The sequence below is a fragment of the Rhodopirellula sp. P2 genome, from assembly GCF_028768465.1.
Taxonomy (GTDB): domain Bacteria; phylum Planctomycetota; class Planctomycetia; order Pirellulales; family Pirellulaceae; genus Rhodopirellula.
On record NZ_CP118225.1, the window covers coordinates 2,577,579 to 2,595,446 of the forward strand.

The 17,868-nt window shown below is 57.9% G+C and carries 10 protein-coding genes; 6 read left to right on the forward strand and 4 right to left on the reverse strand.

The features are described 5' to 3' along the window. Positions 1-223: 223 nt before the first annotated feature. On the reverse strand, positions 224-1,249 hold the full coding sequence (locus PSR62_RS09095) for a glutamine synthetase beta-grasp domain-containing protein (RefSeq protein ID WP_274407459.1): 1,026 nt from the start codon (positions 1,247-1,249) through the stop codon (positions 224-226). A 370-nt stretch (positions 1,250-1,619) separates the two neighbouring features. Here PSR62_RS09095 and PSR62_RS09100 point away from each other — a divergent pair, with 370 nt between their 5' ends. Both PSR62_RS09100 and PSR62_RS09105 read left to right on the forward strand, forming a co-directional pair. Beyond that, positions 1,620-2,204 carry a hypothetical protein gene (locus PSR62_RS09100; protein ID WP_274407460.1) on the forward strand — a complete coding sequence of 195 codons (585 nt, stop codon included), beginning with the start codon at positions 1,620-1,622 and terminating at the stop codon, positions 2,202-2,204. A gap of 81 nt (positions 2,205-2,285) precedes the next feature. Further along, a complete protein-coding gene (locus PSR62_RS09105) occupies positions 2,286-2,717 on the forward strand; it encodes a peptidylprolyl isomerase (protein ID WP_274407461.1) in 432 nt (143 codons plus the stop codon). Between the two features lie 672 nt (positions 2,718-3,389). Here PSR62_RS09105 and PSR62_RS09110 read toward each other — a convergent pair. After that, positions 3,390-6,311: an FG-GAP-like repeat-containing protein gene (locus tag PSR62_RS09110; protein WP_443217412.1), complete on the reverse strand. Its 2,922-nt coding sequence runs from the start codon at positions 6,309-6,311 to the stop codon at positions 3,390-3,392. A gap of 604 nt (positions 6,312-6,915) precedes the next feature. On the opposite strand from PSR62_RS09110, the gene PSR62_RS09115 reads away from it, so the two are divergent. Continuing rightward, the gene (locus PSR62_RS09115; RefSeq protein WP_274407463.1) at positions 6,916-8,358 is read left to right on the forward strand and encodes an FG-GAP repeat domain-containing protein; all 1,443 of its coding nucleotides are present in this window, start codon (positions 6,916-6,918) and stop codon (positions 8,356-8,358) included. A 295-nt stretch (positions 8,359-8,653) separates the two neighbouring features. Here PSR62_RS09115 and mutS read toward each other — a convergent pair whose 3' ends face one another. Together mutS and PSR62_RS09125 are read right to left on the reverse strand one after the other, a co-directional pair. Next, a complete protein-coding gene (gene mutS / locus PSR62_RS09120; protein ID WP_274407464.1) occupies positions 8,654-11,323 on the reverse strand; it encodes a DNA mismatch repair protein MutS in 2,670 nt (889 codons plus the stop codon). 48 nt (positions 11,324-11,371) lie between these two features. Beyond that, positions 11,372-12,151: an NIPSNAP family protein gene (locus tag PSR62_RS09125; protein WP_274407465.1), complete on the reverse strand. Its 780-nt coding sequence runs from the start codon at positions 12,149-12,151 to the stop codon at positions 11,372-11,374. A gap of 225 nt (positions 12,152-12,376) precedes the next feature. On the opposite strand from PSR62_RS09125, the gene PSR62_RS09130 reads away from it, so the two are divergent. From PSR62_RS09130 to PSR62_RS09140, 3 genes are all read left to right on the forward strand, one after another. Then, the gene (locus tag PSR62_RS09130; RefSeq protein ID WP_338020153.1) at positions 12,377-13,075 is read left to right on the forward strand and encodes an ABC transporter ATP-binding protein; all 699 of its coding nucleotides are present in this window, start codon (positions 12,377-12,379) and stop codon (positions 13,073-13,075) included. Between the two features lie 98 nt (positions 13,076-13,173). After that, positions 13,174-16,350 (forward strand): DUF1553 domain-containing protein, encoded by a 3,177-nt coding sequence (locus tag PSR62_RS09135; protein ID WP_274407467.1) that lies wholly within the window; start codon positions 13,174-13,176, stop codon positions 16,348-16,350. Beyond that, positions 16,347-17,828, forward strand: a complete 1,482-nt coding sequence (locus PSR62_RS09140; RefSeq protein ID WP_274407468.1) for a DUF1501 domain-containing protein — start codon at positions 16,347-16,349, stop codon at positions 17,826-17,828. The genes PSR62_RS09135 and PSR62_RS09140 overlap by 4 nt, the downstream gene beginning before the upstream one ends. Positions 17,829-17,868 lie beyond the last annotated feature (40 nt).

Sequence of the window (17,868 nt, forward strand, 5' to 3'; positions counted from 1 at the left end):
ACAAGCGTCAACAACGTGGACGCGGCGTTTTGTATTGTAACCGTTTGCAGCATGAGAAGTGTTGCTTTGAGCGAAAGCTGAGTGGCATGACGCCCGCTGTCGGCGCATAAAAAATGCCAAGTCACCTGGGTGACTCGGCATCGAGAGTTCGAGTGGATTCAAGTGTTACGACTGAAGTCGCTCACAATTGAATCGGCTCAGCAGCCTGGGCCGGGAACGTCGATCAGACGCCGGCAGGCACGTTGGCGGTCTTGACCGTTGCGATGATTGCACTGGCAACCATGTATGGGTCCGCGTTGGAGGCGGGGCGACGATCTTCTAACCAGCCCTTCCAGCCATTTTCAACGGTGGCGATTGGAATGCGGATCGATGCACCGCGGTCCGAGATGCCGTAGCTGAACTTGTCGATCGATTGCGTTTCGTGCAAACCGGTCAAACGTTGATCATTGTCAGCACCGTAGACATCGATGTGCTCGGTGATCCGAGGCTCGAAGGCTTGGCAGATCGCATCGTAAACTTCTTTGCTGCCACACGTCCGGAGGGTCGTGTTGCTGAAGTTGGCGTGCATCCCGCTGCCGTTCCAGTCGCCCTTGACTGGTTTGCAGTGGTAGTTGATTTCCATGCCGTATTTTTCACCGGTGCGATCCAGCAAGTAGCGGGCGAGCCAGATCTCGTCGCCCGCTTGGGCGGCGCCCTTGGCGAAGATTTGGAATTCCCACTGACCCATCATGACTTCGGCGTTGATGCCTTCGACGTTCAGGCCGGCTTCCAAGCACAGTTCCAGGTGCTCTTCCACAATTTCGCGACCGACTGCTTTGCCAGCACCGACCGAGCAGTAGTAAGGGCCTTGAGGGGCTGGGAAACCTTCCGATGGGAAACCGATTGGCTTTTTGGTTTCCGGATCGAAGATCGTGTACTCCTGTTCGAAGCCGAACCAGAAGTCATTGTCGTCGTCGCGGATGGTTGCGCGACCGTTGCTACGGTGAGGAGTGCCATCAGCGTTCATCACTTCGCACATCACCAAGAATCCGGTGCCCAAACGATCAGGATCGGGAACGCAGTAAACGGGTTTCAGCAAGCAATCGCTGGCACCGCCAGGAGCTTGTTCGGTGGATGAACCATCGAAGCACCAAACAGGTGCGTCTTCAACGTTGCCGCTGAAGTCGCTAACAACCTTGGTTTTGCTGCGCATGCTCTGGGTCGGTTGATAGCCGTCGAGCCAGATGTATTCCAACTTGCACTTGGTCATGGATGCGAGTCTCCTAAAGACTTTTTGGGCGCTCTTGGCAATCTCGCCAGAGCAAAGAATGAAACTGTCAGACAAACGGTTCTACCCAACCGCAGCAATTGAGAACAAACGTCGTGGTTTGTGCAGATGCAGCCAACAGTTGCCTAAAATACCCGAATTGAATCGTTTTACCAATGCTCAGAAATCCAAGTTTCCGGGGCGGTACCAAATCCGCCGGCATTTGGGTTTAATGTTCGCTCTGTCACGACGGGGATGATTGTGCCGAATTCGGTAAGACTGCGGAGGAGGTCTCTCGGTCACCGCGGGCACAGCGTTCGCCAGAGGCTTGTCAGGGAAGAATCTTCACCATCGCGTGGGCGAAAAGGGAATCATGTCCAGTACACCAAACGACCCATTTGACCCGAATCGGGCCTATCAAAATCCGCTGACTCCCGAAGTCGTGGGCGGTCCGGGCGTTCCACCGCCGGCCAAGAAAAAGTGGCCCATGATCCTGGCGATTGTGCTGGGACTTGGTTTTCTGTCGATGGCGGTTTGCTGTGGAGTCAGCTGGTACGCGATGTCAAAGGTTGGCGGTTTGGCAGTGGTTTTCGAACCCGTCAAAGAAGATCTGAATCGCATGCCCGAGGTCACCGAGGAAATCGGTTCGATCGAATCGATGTCCATGAACTTCAGCGAAACCGTCAACGAAGCCGAACAGAATCCCGATTTCATCGTGTTTGACTTGGAAGGCACCACGGGCAATGCCAAGGCCGCTGTCAAAGTGGGATCCGATGGCGGGGTGGAAAAAGCCGTCCTGATCCTGCCCGACGGGACTCGAAAAGAACTTGACCCATCGAATCAGTCTGCCAGTGTGCCCAGCATTCCCAATCTGGATGACGGGGTGACGGACGACACGACATTTGAAGACGAAACCGAGCGGGAGCTTCGTGAACTGGAATCTTCGCTCGATTTGTGATTTCGAGTTGCCGGAATGGAACTGGGGTCCAAATCAAAATCAACCAACGAACCGTTTTTACTACCTTGACGAAAGTGACCGATGAAAGTTGCCACATTTGATACCGATCGCGGAACGATTCGCATCGAATTGTTTGACGACAAAACTCCCAAGACCGTTGAAAACTTTGAAACGCTTTGCGAGAAGAAGTATTACGACGGGCTGGTTTTCCATCGCGTGATCCCCAACTTCATGGTTCAAGGCGGTTGCCCCGAAGGCAGCGGTCGCGGTGGCCCTGGTTACCAGTTCGAAGATGAATTTCATCCCGAACTCAAGCACGATGGACCCGGCGTTTTGTCGATGGCCAACGCGGGACCAAACACCAACGGGTCACAGTTCTTCATCACGCATGAAGCCCAGCCTCACCTCGACAACCGGCACAGCGTGTTCGGCAAGGTCATCGAAGGCCAGGATATCGTCGATGCCATTGAGCAGGGCGACAAGATGAAGACCGTTCGCGTCACCGAAGAGTGAACCGAGTTCATTCTCAGCGACTTGCGTGTCGTTGATGATCTCGAAGTCCAAGCAGCCCTGGTGAGTTCACCAGGGTTTTTTTGTGCTGTTTCGAAGTCGCGGGCGAGGTTGCCCAGCATCGCCCCGGATGGGGCCGCCGTCGTTAGCTCGGGGGGGAAGCCCCGAGACCGATGGCGGCCAACAGAACGCCGCCCCGGACGGGGCCGTCGTGGGGATTCCGTGGGGTCCCTCGCTGACGCGTTCGGGTTGTGATGGGGGGCGATCGACGGACTTGGTGGTCTGTCGTTTCGGGACGTTTTTCCTGGACTGCTAAATGTTTGCGATTGGCGCTCTGATAGCGGATGCAACTTTTCTTCCGGCTTGCTGTCTTTCTGTCATCCCGGTAGGATGAAAACTTGCGGAAACGAATACGCTCCACAACACCGTACTTTTCGCAGGCCCGCGTTGCCCTCCCCCGGACACCTCGTTTTCCGACCCCTCCCGCGTCTGAGGTCGTGCAGTATTTAACTGCTGTGTTGCCAAGCGTTTATCATCACCCTCCCCCTGGGAGGGTCGAGCGAAGCGAGGGGAGGGTCGAGCATCGGAACCAGCGCGTAACCCTCACCGACCCGAAGCGGGCCGACCCTCCCAAAGGGAGGGTGAAATAAAACGGCACAACCTCTTCTCAGAGGATCAGGGAAGCTGGATCGCGTTGGGTTGGCCCTGGACCAGCAGCCATTCCGAGTCGGTCGCGATTGTCCGGAAGGTTTGTTGCTGATCGTTCGGCCATCTGATTTCAACCGTGACGTCGTCGGCAGAATCCGGGCAACTCAGCGTCCAGGCAGCTTCGTCATTGCTGAAGTAACTGCCGCCGGCGATGACCCAGTGCGTCCGTTGCCAGTCGCCAGCGGTCACGGTGATCCGGGTGCCGATCGCATCGCGTGACGACTCCGTGCCGGTCACTCGGATCTTCAGTTTGGGAGACCGAGATGCAGTGTGATTGACGAGCAACGCAGTGGGTTCGGTTTGATGGGTCACCATCAGATCAGGTCGCAGATCGCGATTGACGTCGATCGTCCACAAACCGCGTCCAACGTGTGGTTGGGTGAGGTACTCGCCCGACACAGGTGCCGTTTCAAATCGGCCCTCGGAATCATGTCGAAAGATCTGCACCGGTTGCGCGTAGAGGCTGCGGCGAGCGGAGGGCTGAGAGGGTTCCTCCGACAAGTCATCTCGTTGGAAGATGTCCACGTGCCCGTTGGCAACGATCAGCTCGTTCTGCCCGTCTCCGTCCAGGTCGGTGGAGCTGGTTCCGAAGCCGACCAATGGCAGTGTGTCCGTCCCCAGGTTCACTGCCATGGTGGAGTCACGCCAACTGCCAGGGCCGGTTTGCAGGTGAAGCGTGTTGTATTCCTGGTCGAAGTTGGTGACGTAGAAGTCAACCTTTCCGTCGTGATTGAAGTCGTCGACCGCGATGCCCATCGAACCTTGAGCGACGGAGCGACCGTCCACAGCCAGTCCACGGGGCAAGGCGGATTCGGACCAGTGGCGGTTGGAATCGCCTGGAGAGCGGGACCAGTAGAAGTTGCTGGTCATGTCGTTGGCAATGAAGACTTGGTTGCCCGGGCGATCTTCGAAGCGACCGATCGCGACGCCAAGTCCCCGGCCGGCATCGGTGGCGAGGACGTTCCAGTCCTGCGTGACGTCTTGAATGCCCCCTCGTGGCTGAGTCCGGAAGAACTGGTCGTGGTCACCACTGAATCGCATCGGGGAACAGGACCGGGCGGGTTCGTCCGTTGCGTCACCACAGACAAACGTGACGGGTTCCAATCCTTGGCAGTAATTCAGGACGACCATGTCGGTCAATCCATCGGAATCGAGATCAGCGAACGCGGCTCCCGTTGACCACCGAGTTTCTTCGGGTTGGGCGATCCAGTTTGCCGTTTGATCAACGTAGGTACCGTCGCCTTGATTGATCAGTAACACATTGGGACCGTAGTTCGTGCACAGCAAATCAGGCCAGCCGTCTGCGTTGAGATCGCCGACCGCGATTCCCTGTGCAAACCCGCGGTCGTGGACGCCGGCTGATTCCGGTGCCGTTGCGAAGATCCCATTCTCGTTGCGAAGCAGCACGTTCGGCGGTGAGTCCTTGTGCGGCGGCGTGCCCCCGGCTGTCACCAGTGCTAAATCACTCCAGCCGTCTCGGTCAAAGTCCAGCGTTGCCCCGCCACAACCGAGTGTTTGATGCAGGCTGATTCCTGGCTGATCCAGGTTGGAGCCCGTCGCTGCCAAGAAAGAAACGCCTCGTCGCTGGGCTTCGTTGACCAGTTCAATCGGCAGGGTTGGATCGCGGGGATCCTGGTCGGTTTCGGCCGCCGGATTGGGACGCAGCAGCGGATCGATGCCTGCATCCTGGTCCGCGGTTTGGTGTTGAAGGAATCGTTCGAGGGAGGGTTGGAATGTGAAATCGGAAAGATCCAGTTTCAGCTCCGGGTGGTTTTGCACCTCTTGCCAAGGTGTGTCGCGACGAAGCTGAGCGATCAAGTCCTGCCGCAATTGTTTCAGGTCGACCGAATCATCTTCGGGGAGTTGCATGCCGATGGAGATCCACGCTTCGGCTTCCCAGGGGCGGCCCAGTTCTCGGACAGCGCCCACCATTTCAGAGATCACCGAGCGAGAAATGCGGCCGGATCGATGAAAGCGTCGGCGAAGTTGATTGAATCGATTGAGTTGTTTGGCTCGGCTGCCGATTGCTTCCAAAACGCTTGGTTCGATTCCCAATGACGGATCGGATTGCAAAACCCGTTGCAGGTCCAACCAGGATCGCGAAATATCCGGATCGGTTTGGGTCGCTTTCCAGTGGGCTTTGGCTGCCGCTTCCTGATTGCCGGTGGCTTCGGCCCACATGCCCATTGCAGTCCAAAAACGTCGCCGCTGGGTCACTTCCGCTGGCATTGATGCCAGTGATGATTCCAGTTCATTCCAGTCCGCTTGTTCGGCCAGCAAAAGCGAACGCATGGCCACGGCGGTCGCGAAATCGGGGTGACGCTGGACGATCTTGTCCAAGCTCTCACGGGCTTCATCGAATAGATTTTGGTCCAGCGCTGAGCGAGCCGCACCAATCAAGGGGCGAAGGTCGTCCGGATTGCGCTCCACCATTTCGTCCAGCGGCTTCGCATCCATCGACCGGATCTCGGTGTCGGTCATCGTCATCAGCAGTTCCAGGTCGAACTGACGATCACGGATCAAGCGTTGTCCGTTGAGCAGGCCTGCGTCGCGTTCTTCCGTGCCCATCTGGAGGTCGAACAGCATCCGTCGAGTGTCATGGCGATCCGGATGAGCTGTCACGACTCGTTCCAGAAACGCCATCGCATCGTGAGTTCGACCGGCTGAGATCATCGCGATCAGCGTCTCGTCGACGCGTTGAGGCGAAGCGTAGTTCTCGACTCGGCTGGCTTGCGCCAGGTAGTCGGCGGCTAGGTTGGCTCGTCCGGTTTGGTGTGCCACTCGAGCGACAAACGTGATCGCGTCGGGATCCTCGCTGTGTTTTTCCAACACCGCGTCACGCAAGTTCCAAGCCTCGTCCCATTTACCGGTGCGTCCCAACACTCGCATGCGGCCCAGCGGGCGTTTGACTGTGGCTTCCTGGCCAGAGTCCTGGGGCGGGGTGGAGTTGGGACAACCCACGCAGACACTCAGCAAGAAACCAACCGCAATGGATCGGTAAACACCGGTGGTGTGGCGACGGAGGGGATTCATCAATGGAAAACAAGGTGCGTTCATGAACGTCATTGTATCTCAGCAATTGCTTTGCGATCAGCGGCGGGGCTACACTGCCAGCAGGATTTCGTTGTCTCGGGATCCATATCCCGGTTCTGCCAAGGAGCACGCTGGGGAACTCTCGGCAGGGTCGTTTTCTACTCGTTTGAGGATCGTTTTTTTGTTTCGCGGCACGCCTCCGACACTCGTTCGTTTGTTTGGCATTGGGATCGCCCTCGGAGTGCTTTCGCTGGAGCTCGGCTGCCAGCCTCGATCCGATGCGCCGCCCGAGACGGGGAAGCTCACGGGCAGACCGGTAACCGACCAGACCAACGCTCCCGTTGAGACTGAGGTGGACGCAGCAAATTCAGCAGCAACGTCTGATACGCGACAGGTCGGGGACCGGTTGGTCGAACGGGTGCGGCCCCAGGTCGAAGTGTTTTGCACGGCGTGTCACGTCATGCCTTCACCCGCGGGAGCCCCGAAGCATGAATGGCCGCAATTGGTCGACCAGATGTACATGACCTACAAGGACTCGGGGCGGAGTGATTTGGTGGTTCCGGATCGGACCGAGGCGTTGAAGTTCTTTCAGATCCAGGCACCGGAGTCGAAGAATCTACCGTTTGCCAAGCAAGAGTTCGGGCCGAGCACCGTCAGTTGGGATCAGCGACCGGTGGATTTGCAAACGTCACGTCCGCCAGGGATCAGTCATTTGCAATGGATCTCATCTGGATTGGGGGATTCACCAGCCCTGGTCGCGTGCGACGTCAACACGGGGGCTTTGTTTGCAAGTTGGCCCAGTCAGTCACAGCGTCCGCCCAAGCGATTGGCGACCCTGTTCCAACCGGTTCATGTGGAACCGTGTGACCTCGATGGCGATGGGGTGTTGGATTTGATCGTGGCTGATGTGGGGGAGTTCAATGCGGCCGACAGCGACCTCGGTCAGGTCATCGCGCTGCGGCAAGAAGCACCGGGGGAAGCCAATGAAGTCGGGACGATGAAGAAGATCGTGTTGGCGGAAGGACTGGGGCGAGTCGCCGAAGTTCAGCCGGGTGATTTTGATTCCGACGGGGACCTCGACTTCATCGTGGCGGTGTTTGGGTGGAGAAAAACAGGCGGGCTGTATTTGTTGCGGCGGGACGGCGAAGTCGATATCGAGCTTGGTGCGGAAGCTTTCACGCTGGAAACCATTGATGAGCGATCCGGGCCGGTCAACGTTCCCACGATCGACTTGAACGGCGATGGGCACCTGGACTTTGTGGCGTTGATCAGCCAAGAGCACGAAGTGATCGAAGCGTTTTTCAACGATGGAACCGGGCACTTTCGAAACGTCGTGATGCATGCGGCTCCCGATCCGTCTTATGGATCGACCGGCATTGAACTGGTCGACCTGGATCAGGACGGTGATGTGGATGTGTTGTACAGCAACGGCGATTCGTTCGATCGAGGAGCCAAACGTCATCATCAAATTCAGTGGCTGGAAAATCCTTTCGAGGATCAACGCCAATGGAAGGAATCGCCACCAGCAAAACCAGGGCAAGCACCTCGGGCTGAGTTCCAGCATCATCGGCTGGCGAGCATGCCCGGTGTGTTGCGAGCCCAAGCAGGCGACTTTGACGGCGACGGTGATCTCGATGTGGTCGCGGGAGCATTGCTTGCCACACCAACCATCGTCGCGTGGCAAGGCAGTGGTTCCCCATCGCTGCTGTTGTTGCGACAGACCGAGGCGGGTGTGTTTGAGGGCGAGATCCTTGAGACGGATCTTCAACGGCACCTCACACTCGAGGTCGCCGACATGGACTCCGATGGCGTCGACGAATTCGCGATCGGCAACTTCTTCCGCGATGGCGAATCCGATGACCCGCACATCCTGTGGTGGAAAGAAGCAAACACGAAGAATTGAGGTTCTCCATCGAAACGTTGGGGCTCGCTTTGGTCACGGCCGGACCTTGGGTTGAAACCCAAGGCTGGCCAAACGCCGTCGCTCCGCGACTGTTCGTTTGAGATGTTGGTCAACCAACCGCGGAGCGGTGACATTTGATAGCGTCGGGGTTCAACCCGACGTCTCGGATGCCCGCCCCCAATCCAAAGCCGCGGAGCGGCGGCAGGTCGTTCCGAACTCGTTGCCGACTCTCGTCGCTCGGGATGAAACTTGCGGAACCCAATCATTCCTGCCTGTCTGCTTAGCGGAACGGGTCTTACCCCTTCACCGCTTTCGGACCCGCGGTGAGTTTCGCTTTTGCGTCCTGCAAAAACTGCCAGGCTTGAATCGGTGACAGCGAGTCGATGTCGACCGCTTCGATTTCTTGGATCAACGGGTGATCGGCGTAGCCAAACAAGGTCAGCTGATACGTGTCGCCGGATCCTTTGCCACCGCTCGGCGGAGCAATGGTAGGGCGGTCCAAGCTGTCGCGGTGATCGGCTTCGAGTTGGGCCAGCACATCCTTGGCACGCTCGTTGACTTCGACGGGAATCCCAGCCAGCCGAGCGACTTGGATGCCGTAGCTCTTGTCCGCACTTCCCGGCACGATGCGGTGCAAGAACACCACTTCGTCCTGCCATTCTTTCACCGCGACGCTGAGGTTGGCGACGCGTGGAAGTGTTTCCTGCAGCGCTGCCAGTTCGTGATAGTGGGTCGCAAACAGTGTTCGGGCGCCGATCTGTTCGTGCAGGTGTTCGGTGATCGCCCAAGCCAAAGACAGACCGTCGTAGGTGCTGGTTCCGCGACCGATTTCATCCAGGATGACCAAACTGCGTGACGTGGCGGTGTTCAGGATGCGAGCCGTCTCGACCATCTCCACCATGAACGTGCTTTGACCGCGACTGAGTTCATCGCTGGCGCCAACGCGTGCAAAGATGCGATCGGCGATGCCAATTTCAGCGGAAGTCGCGGGCACGAAGCTGCCCGTTTGTGCCAGCAACGTGATCAACGCGACTTGGCGGATGTACGTGCTCTTGCCGGCCATGTTGGGACCGGTGATCAACAGGATCATGCCTGTTTCGGGGCTCTGATGGCAATCGTTGGGAACGAATTCGCCTTGCGCCATGGTGACGTCGAGCACCGGGTGCCGACCGCCTTCGATCCGAAGCACGCTGTCGTCGGTCAATTTCGGGCGCACCCAGTGATGCTGGGCGGCGACTTCGGCGAGTGACGCGACCACATCGATCATCGCGATCGCGCTGGCGACTTCTTGCAAGATCCCCAAGTGCTTGTGCGTGTTTTCGCGAAGCATTGTGAACAGCATTTGTTCGCGACTGGACGCTTTGTCGTCTGCTGCCAGAACCTTCTCTTCGTATTCCTTCAGTTCCGGCGTGATGTACCGTTCACAATTCTTCAGCGTTTGTTTGCGAATGAAGTCCGCGGGGATTTTGTCTTTTTGAGCGTTGCTGACTTCGAGGAAGTAGCCAAACACGCGGTTGTAACCGACCTTCAAATTCGAGATGCCGGTTTCGTCCATCTGCCGCTGTTGGTATTCGGCGATCCACCGCTTGCCGCCGCGAGCCAATTCACGAAGTGTGTCGAGTTCGGAGTCAAAGCCCTCGCGAATGAAGTTGCCATCGGCCGCCGACAACGGGCAGTCATCGTTGAGCGCAGCTTCGAGTTGTTCACGTAGTTCGGGGCAGAGATGCAGTTCCGATTCCAAGCGGGTCAGGCAGGCGCTGTCGCGCTCGGTTAGACGAGCTTTCAGTGCCGGCAGCCCACTGAGTGTGACCGCGACTTGTCGCAGATCACGCGGGCCCGTGCGTCCGGTGGCGACGCGGGCGAGCAAGCGAGTCAGGTCGTAGGTGTCGCCAAGAATCGTTCGGACGTCGCTGCGTGAATTGTGATTGCGAACGAATTCGTCGACCGCGTCCGCTCGATACGCGATCGCATCGACGTCGATCAGCGGGGCCGCGAGGTGCTCGGCTAGCAAACGCGATCCCATCGGTGTGACCGTGCGATCGATGACGCCGAGCAGCGCTCCTTCGCGTGACCCGGTCCGCATGGTGCGAGTGATTTCGAGGCTGCGCCGGGTCGCCGCGTCGATTTGCAAAACCGGGCTGCGGTTGTGACACGTCAGGGATCGAAAGTGATCCAGTGAACCACGCTGGGTTTCCTTCAGGTAACACAGCACCGCGCCGGCAGCGCGAATCGCGACCTCGCCGTCCTCTTCAAATCCGAGGCCTTCCAGGTTGGCAACGGAAAGCTGTTTGCAGAGCGACTTTTCAGCGTCGGCGGCGGCGTAGCTCCAGGAGGGCCGAGCGGTCCAGGACCACGTCGCGGTCGGGTCGGGATGAACGGAGGCATCGTCTTCGCAGTGGATGACTTCGGCGGGGCCGATTCGGGCGAGTTCATCGTCCAAGCGGGCCCGGGGGAAAACGCCCGCTTCAAATCGTCCGCTGGAAAGTTCTGCCCAAGCGATCCCAACGACGTCGCCGCCGGTCGGGTCATTGTTCTTGGCCGCTTGCTTCTGAGCTTTTTCGCGAGCCTTCTGGCTGGGGGCAAAGACGGCCGCCAAGTAGTTGGGCTCTTTGGGGTCGAGCAGGCCTTCGTCGGTCAGCGTGCCGGCGCTAACCACCCGCGTGACTTCGCGGCGAACCAAGCCTTTGGCCGATTTGGGGTCCTCGACCTGCTCGCAGACGGCGGCTCGAAAGCCCGCTCGGATCAGCTTTTGCAGGTATTGATCCAACTGGTGATGGGGGAATCCCGCCATCGCCGTTGGGTTCTTGCTGTCTTTGTCACGGCTGGTCAGGGTCAGCCCCAAGATCCCCGCAGCGACCTTGGCGTCGTCCAAAAACAGCTCGTAGAAATCGCCCATGCGAAAGAAGAGCAATGCGTCGCCGCACGCCTCTTTCGCCTCGTGGTACTGTCGCATCATGGGAGTCATGCTGCGAATCGTACCGGCAGGCCGCCAACTGGGACAGCCTCGCTGGGGTCACATTTGCGAGTAAGGTTTCGCCGAGAGTACGAATTTATCGATCCGGCTGACCGTGCCACCGAAACGGGGGTTCTTGCTCAGCACTTTCCAGTCCGGGTGGGCTCGGAAGTCGTCCCAGGCTTTTTCACGAGCCGCGTCATTTTTGTACACCGTCAGGTAGGTCAGGCTTGGGGTTTGTGGCCCCACCAAGGCTTGTCCGATGAAAATGGGTTGGATGTCGCAGTCGAGGAAAATGGGGACTTCCCCCTGGTTAAACATCTCGACCTTGAGATCGCCGAGTCGCTCGTTGGCGCTCTCATACAGGCGGAGTTCGTAGACCCGTTCGTCGTTTTCCAGCGTTCCCGCGGGAACAACGGTCTTGGGCCAGCAATCCATGGCGGTCAACAATTCGCTGCTGATTCGTGAGTAGGGCGCCGTCTTGGTATCGCGACCCAAGTAGTCCGCGGCCGCTGTTTGGTATTCCGAGTCCTGCGCCAACGCCGCGCGGGAGGATTCCATTTGGCCGAGTTCGGCGTAGGGAATGATGACGAAAATGGTCGCGTTTTGAGCGTCAGGTTTGGTGTTGGGGGCAAAGACGCCCACCGGGCCAATCTCTTGGCGTTCCAAGGCGGGAATCAGGGCTTTTTCCAAGTACTGATCGATTGCTGCGGCGTCCCCTTTCTCTCCCACCACGATGGTGCGGACTTCGTAGTATTCGTCAGCGGAGCTCATGGCAGGTTGCAAGCAAGCGGTGAGGGAAAGGGCGGCGATCCAGCCGAACGTCAGCCATCGTTTCATGGTGTGGTCTTCAAAGTGGGAGGGAGGAAGGTTGCCCGAGCGATCAGGCGAAAAAGGGGCGGTGTGGAGGACCAATTTAACACAGCCAAACAGTCGCCACGCAAACCATGGCGTCGCTTGGGAGTTCATTCGTCGGATTTGCGTGATACGATTCTCAACCAGGGTTCAGGCTCCACCCATTGGACCCTGCCAAATCTTCACCTCCAACGCAGCGGGACAAAACTGTTGACGGATCCAAGTGGCACACCATCGTCTGACACAACTGCTCTGCTCGAACTGAGAGGCGTGAGCAAGCATTTCGCCGACGGTGACGTGGATGCACTGGTAGATGTCAACTTGTCGATTCTGTCCGCCGAATTCATTGCGATTGTTGGACCGAGCGGCGGTGGCAAGTCGACGTTGCTGAACATGTTGGGGGCGTTGGATGAGCCGACCCAAGGAGAAGTCTGGTTTGAAGGGAAACGCTTGGCGGAGTATCCCAGTTTGGATCAGTTTCGAGCCCACAAGATTGGCTTCATCTTCCAGTCGTACCGCTTGCTGCCGAATCTGACGGCGCAGGAAAATGTTCAGCTGACGATGTTTGACACGCATCCCCATGTGTCGCAGCGAAAGGCGGAAGCGATCCGGTTGCTCGAGCGAGTGGGGTTGGGCGACCGAGTGAACCACCGCGCTGACAAGCTCTCGATCGGCCAGCGGCAGCGAGTGGCCATCGCAAGAGCGATCGCGGGCAACCCGCCGTTGATCCTGGCGGATGAACCCACCGGGGCGCTCGACAGTGAACGCGGAAACGCGGTGATGGATCTGCTGGATGAACTTCGCAAGGAAGAAGGTGCCACCCTGGTGGTGGTGACGCATGATGAACGCGTGGCCGAGCGAGCCGACCGCGTAGTCTATATATGTGACGGGAGGTTGCGGACCGTCTAAGATGTGGTGTGGCTTTGACGAACCCACGTGGTCCGTCGTTTCGGTTGCTTTCCGAGATGCCTCTCTCTTGACTTCCCACCACTCAATCATCGCCTGCGATGCGTGATCCATTGATTTCAATCTCCACCCGCTCACGCGATAGCGACGTTGTGCTTTCAAAGCTTGTTGGTTGGACCTTGGTTGTTCCGTTGATCGGAACGGTCTTGTGGCTCCAGTCCGCTTCGGCAGACGATGTCGATAAAGCGGAAGACACGATTCAATTCAATCGTGACATTCGTCCGATCCTGTCGGAGAACTGTTTTCATTGTCACGGACCGGACGATGCAAACCGCGAAGCCGGTCTGCACTTGGACACCGAAGAAGGTGCCAAGGACTGGGCGATCGTCGAAGGCGATGCGGAAGAAAGTGAAGTGTGGTTGCGGATGGTTTCCGATGACCCGGACATGTTGATGCCGCCTCCGGATTCCGAACGCAAAGTCACGCCTGAGCAAACAGAGACGATCCGTCGCTGGATCGAACAAGGAGCTCGTTACCAAAGCCATTGGTCTTTCATCTCGCCTGCTGACGTGGACGTACCGGAGGTTGCATCGACGGCGACGGAAGAGTCTTTGGCTACCAACGAGATCGATCGGTTCATCAATCGCTCGCTGACCCAGGCTGGTTTGAACCCCGAGGGCGAGGCGGATCGCGAAACTTGGCTGCGGCGGGTCACGTTTGATTTGATTGGTTTGCCGCCAAGTCTTTCTGAACTCGATGCGTTCTTGGCGGATGAAACTCCGATGGCCAAAAAACGCGTCATCGATCGATTGCTCGCGCGACCGGAGTACGGCGAACGCATGGCAACCGACTGGCTGGATGTGGCACGCTACAGCGACACCTACGGCTATCAAGTCGATCGCGATCGATTCGTTTGGCCGTGGCGAGATTGGGTGATCCAGGCCTTCAACGAGAACATGCCCTACGACGAATTTGTCACCCAGCAATTGGCAGGTGACCTGTTGCCGGACGCGACTCAAGCTCAGACCTTGGCCACCACCTTCAACCGGCTGCACCCACAAAAGGTCGAAGGCGGCAGTGTGCCGGAAGAATTTCGAATTGAATACGTTGCCGACCGAGCCCAGACGGTTGCCACGGCGATGATGGGACTGACGTATGAGTGCTGTCGATGTCACAACCATAAATACGATCCGATCAGTCAAGAAAACTATTTTCAACTGAACGCGTTCTTTGACAACATCGATGAAGCCGGTCTGTATTCGTACTTCACGCCATCGGTTCCAACGCCGACGTTGCCCTTGCCAACCGAAGACGAAGAACGCCGATTGAAACAGTTGCAAAGCGACGTTGCCGTGGCGGAGAAGAAGCTTCGTGAGACGATTCAGCAGCGACGCGAACATTGGTCGCAGCAATGGAATGATTCGAAATCCATCCCGAATGATTCTTTGCCCGAGCAACAGCTGGCTCAGCCGATCGCGTCGTTGGATTTCGAAGACGATCCCAAGGCACCCAATCAATCGGTGGATGGGAAGGTCGGCAAAGCCTGGCAATTGACCGGTGATGACGCCGTTGCGACGGAGGTGGGCAACTTTGATCGGTCGCAACCATTCTCGGTCGCCTTGTGGATGAAGACGCCGGATGTCAAAGAACGAGCCGTCGTTTGGCATCGCTCACGAGCCTGGACCGACGCTGCCAGTCGCGGCTATGAGTTGCTGATTCTGGATGGCAAACTTCAATGGTCGCAGATTCATTTTTGGCCGGGCAACGCGATCAGTGTGATGACCACCGAAGCCATTCCCGTCGGTGAATGGGTGCACGTCACCGCTTCGACGGAGGGTTCCAGTTCCGCCTCCGGACTCACCATTCACATCAACGGCAAAGCGGTGGAAACCACCGTGGTTCGAGATGCATTGACCAAGCAAATCCAAGGCGGGGGCGGCGACAACATCACCCTTGGCGAACGAATGCGAGACCGTGGTTTCAAACACGGAGCTGTCGACCAATTTCGTGTCTTTGATGTTCGTTTGACCGACTTCGAAATTCAGCAGCTCGCTCACGATGACTACGAGTTTGATCCCGAAGCGGATTGGGAACGCGAACAACTGCTCGAACACGCTCTGCTGCGTTGGGACGCTGAGGTGGCTGCGGCTCGCCAGTCATTGCGAGATGTGCGACTGGCCAAGTGCAAGCTGGAAGACTCGATCGATGAAATCATGGTGATGCGGGAGACGCCCGAACCACGCCCCACTCACTTGCTGGCACGCGGTGTTTACGACAGCCCACAACAAGAGGTCCAACCGGGAACGCCTGACTTCTTGCCGCCGCTGCCGGAAGCCGATTCTGCCAGCCCCAACCGCTTGACGTTGGCTCAATGGTTGTGCGATCGCGAGCACCCGCTGACGTCACGTGTCGCTGTGAATCGGTTGTGGCAGATCAGCTTCGGGCAGGGTCTGGTGCGAACGCCCGAAGATTTCGGAAGCCAAGGCATGCCGCCAACGCATCCCGAGTTGCTGGATTGGTTGGCGTTGGATTTGGCCGACAACGGCTGGGACCTGAAACGGATGATGAAGCAGATCATGCTGTCCGATGCGTATGGTCGCAGCAGTGTTTCGACGCAAGACAATCTGGCGTTGGTCGATCCCACCAATCGTTTGCTCTCGCATTTCCCGACCTATCGATTGCCGGCTGAAATGCTGCGTGATCAAGCTCTCGCGTCGGGCGGACGTTTGGTTCACACAATGGGCGGGCCGCCGGCCAAACCGTACGAGGTGGAGGTGTCGTTCAAGCCCACTGATCGTGACCAAGGCGAGGGATTGTACCGCCGCAGTTTGTACACGTATTGGAAGCGAACCAGCCCCGCGCCGGTGATGACCACCTTGGACGCTGCCAAGCGAGACGTGTGCCGCGTGCAACGGGAACGAACCGCTTCGCCCCTGCAAGCCTTCGTGATGCTCAATGGGCCGCAAACGATCGAGGCCTCTCGCGGGTTAGCGGAGCAATTGGTGCGAGAGGCATCGCAGGATGACGCGAAAGACATGCTTCGCGATGCGTTCCGAATCACAACCAGTCGGCGTCCGACGGCGGAGCAACTCAGCGTGCTGGTTGAACTGTACGAAGAACAATGGAACTACTTTCAATCCCATGAAGCAGCAACGAGCGAGTTTCTCGCGATTGGCGATGCCGATCCGGACGCATCGCTGGATGCCAACCGTGTGGCGGCGATGACCGTCGTGGTGGGAACGTTGCTGAACTTTGATTTGTGCTTGGTGAAACGATGAGCTATCCCGATTTGAATCCGATCTCCATCAATCGTCGTGCCTTGCTGCAAAACTCCGCGTACGGGTTTGGCGGCATGGCGCTGGGGCAATTGCTCGCCAGCAGTCTGGGCGATTCCAACGCATTGGCCAGTTCGCCAGACGCGCTCGGGGCGGGCACGCCGGTTCCTGGTTCGATGGGGATGCTGCATCACGCCGCGAAAGCCAAGCGAGTGATCTTCTTGTTCCAGTCAGGGGCACCGTCGCAATTGGATTTGTTTGACTACAAACCGTTGCTCAACGAAAAGCACGGCACCGAACTGCCCGACGAAATTCGTGGCGGTCAACGCCTGACAGGGATGAGCGGAAACCAATCCAGTTTGCCGTTGGTGGGTTCCCCGTTTGAATTCCAGCAACACGGTGAATGTGGCACTTGGATGAGCGACCAACTGCCGTACACATCCAAGATCGCGGATGACATCTGCGTGGTTCGATCGATGTACACCGAGGCGATCAACCACGGGCCCGCGGTCACATTCATGCAGACCGGCAGCATGTTCCCCGGTCGGCCCAGCATGGGCGCTTGGGTGGACTATGGTTTGGGCAGCGAGAACGAAAACTTGCCCGCGTTTGTGGTGATGACCACCAAGAATCAAAGCAGCGGCCAGCCACTGGTTTCGCGATTTTGGGGCAACGGTTTTCTGCCCAGTGAGCACCAGGGTGTGCAGTTCCGAAGTGGAGCCGATCCGGTGTTGTATCTCAGCAATCCACAAGGCATCGACACGCAGAGTCGCCGCTCAGCCATGGACGCCCTGTCCAAATTGCACCAGATGCAATTGGCGAGCAACGCGGATCCATTGGTGGAAGCTCGCATCGCTCAGTACGAGATGGCGTTTGCCATGCAGTCGTCGATCCCTGAGGCCACCGATTTCGCAGACGAATCCGAGGAAGTTTTTGAGCTGTACGGCAAGGATTCCAAGAATCCTGGTTCCTTCGCTGCGAACTGTTTGATGGCTCGGCGATTGGCCCAGCGTGGCGTGCGTTTCATTCAGCTGTATCACAAAGGATGGGACCATCACGGCGGCCTGCCCAAGGGATTGCCGAACCAGTGCAAGGCAACGGACCAAGCCTCCGCGGCGTTGGTTCAGGATCTCAAGCGTTTGGGAATGCTTGAGGACACGTTGGTCATTTGGGGCGGCGAATTCGGACGGACCAATTATTGCCAAGGCAAGCTGACGGAAACCAGTTTTGGTCGAGATCACCACCCCAGATGCTTTAGTTTGTGGATGGCCGGTGGAGGGGTGAAGCCCGGCATCGTGCACGGTGCGACCGACGATTTTGGGTACAACTTGACGGAGGCTCCCGTTCATATCCATGATTTGCATGCCACGATCATGCACTTGTTGGGCGTCGATCACGAGCGTTTGACGTTCCGATACCAGGGGCGTCAATTCCGATTGACCGACGTGCACGGTGAAGTCGTGCATGACATTCTGGCTTGACCGGGTGAGCGCCAGCGACGCGATCGCCTCATCAACCTTT

Excerpts from the sequence above, each read along its gene's own strand:
- PSR62_RS09095 (WP_274407459.1), bottom strand. The coding sequence starts at position 1,249 with ATGACCAAGTGCAAGTTGGAATACATCTGGCTCGACGGCTATCAACCG.
- PSR62_RS09100 (WP_274407460.1), top strand. The coding sequence starts at position 1,620 with ATGTCCAGTACACCAAACGACCCATTTGACCCGAATCGGGCCTATCAA.
- PSR62_RS09105 (WP_274407461.1), top strand. The coding sequence starts at position 2,286 with ATGAAAGTTGCCACATTTGATACCGATCGCGGAACGATTCGCATCGAA.
- PSR62_RS09110 (WP_443217412.1), bottom strand. The coding sequence starts at position 6,311 with ATGCGAGTGTTGGGACGCACCGGTAAATGGGACGAGGCTTGGAACTTG.
- PSR62_RS09115 (WP_274407463.1), top strand. The coding sequence starts at position 6,916 with ATGCCTTCACCCGCGGGAGCCCCGAAGCATGAATGGCCGCAATTGGTC.
- mutS (WP_274407464.1), bottom strand. The coding sequence starts at position 11,323 with ATGACTCCCATGATGCGACAGTACCACGAGGCGAAAGAGGCGTGCGGC.
- PSR62_RS09125 (WP_274407465.1), bottom strand. The coding sequence starts at position 12,151 with ATGAAACGATGGCTGACGTTCGGCTGGATCGCCGCCCTTTCCCTCACC.
- PSR62_RS09135 (WP_274407467.1), top strand. The coding sequence starts at position 13,174 with ATGCGTGATCCATTGATTTCAATCTCCACCCGCTCACGCGATAGCGAC.
- PSR62_RS09140 (WP_274407468.1), top strand. The coding sequence starts at position 16,347 with ATGAGCTATCCCGATTTGAATCCGATCTCCATCAATCGTCGTGCCTTG.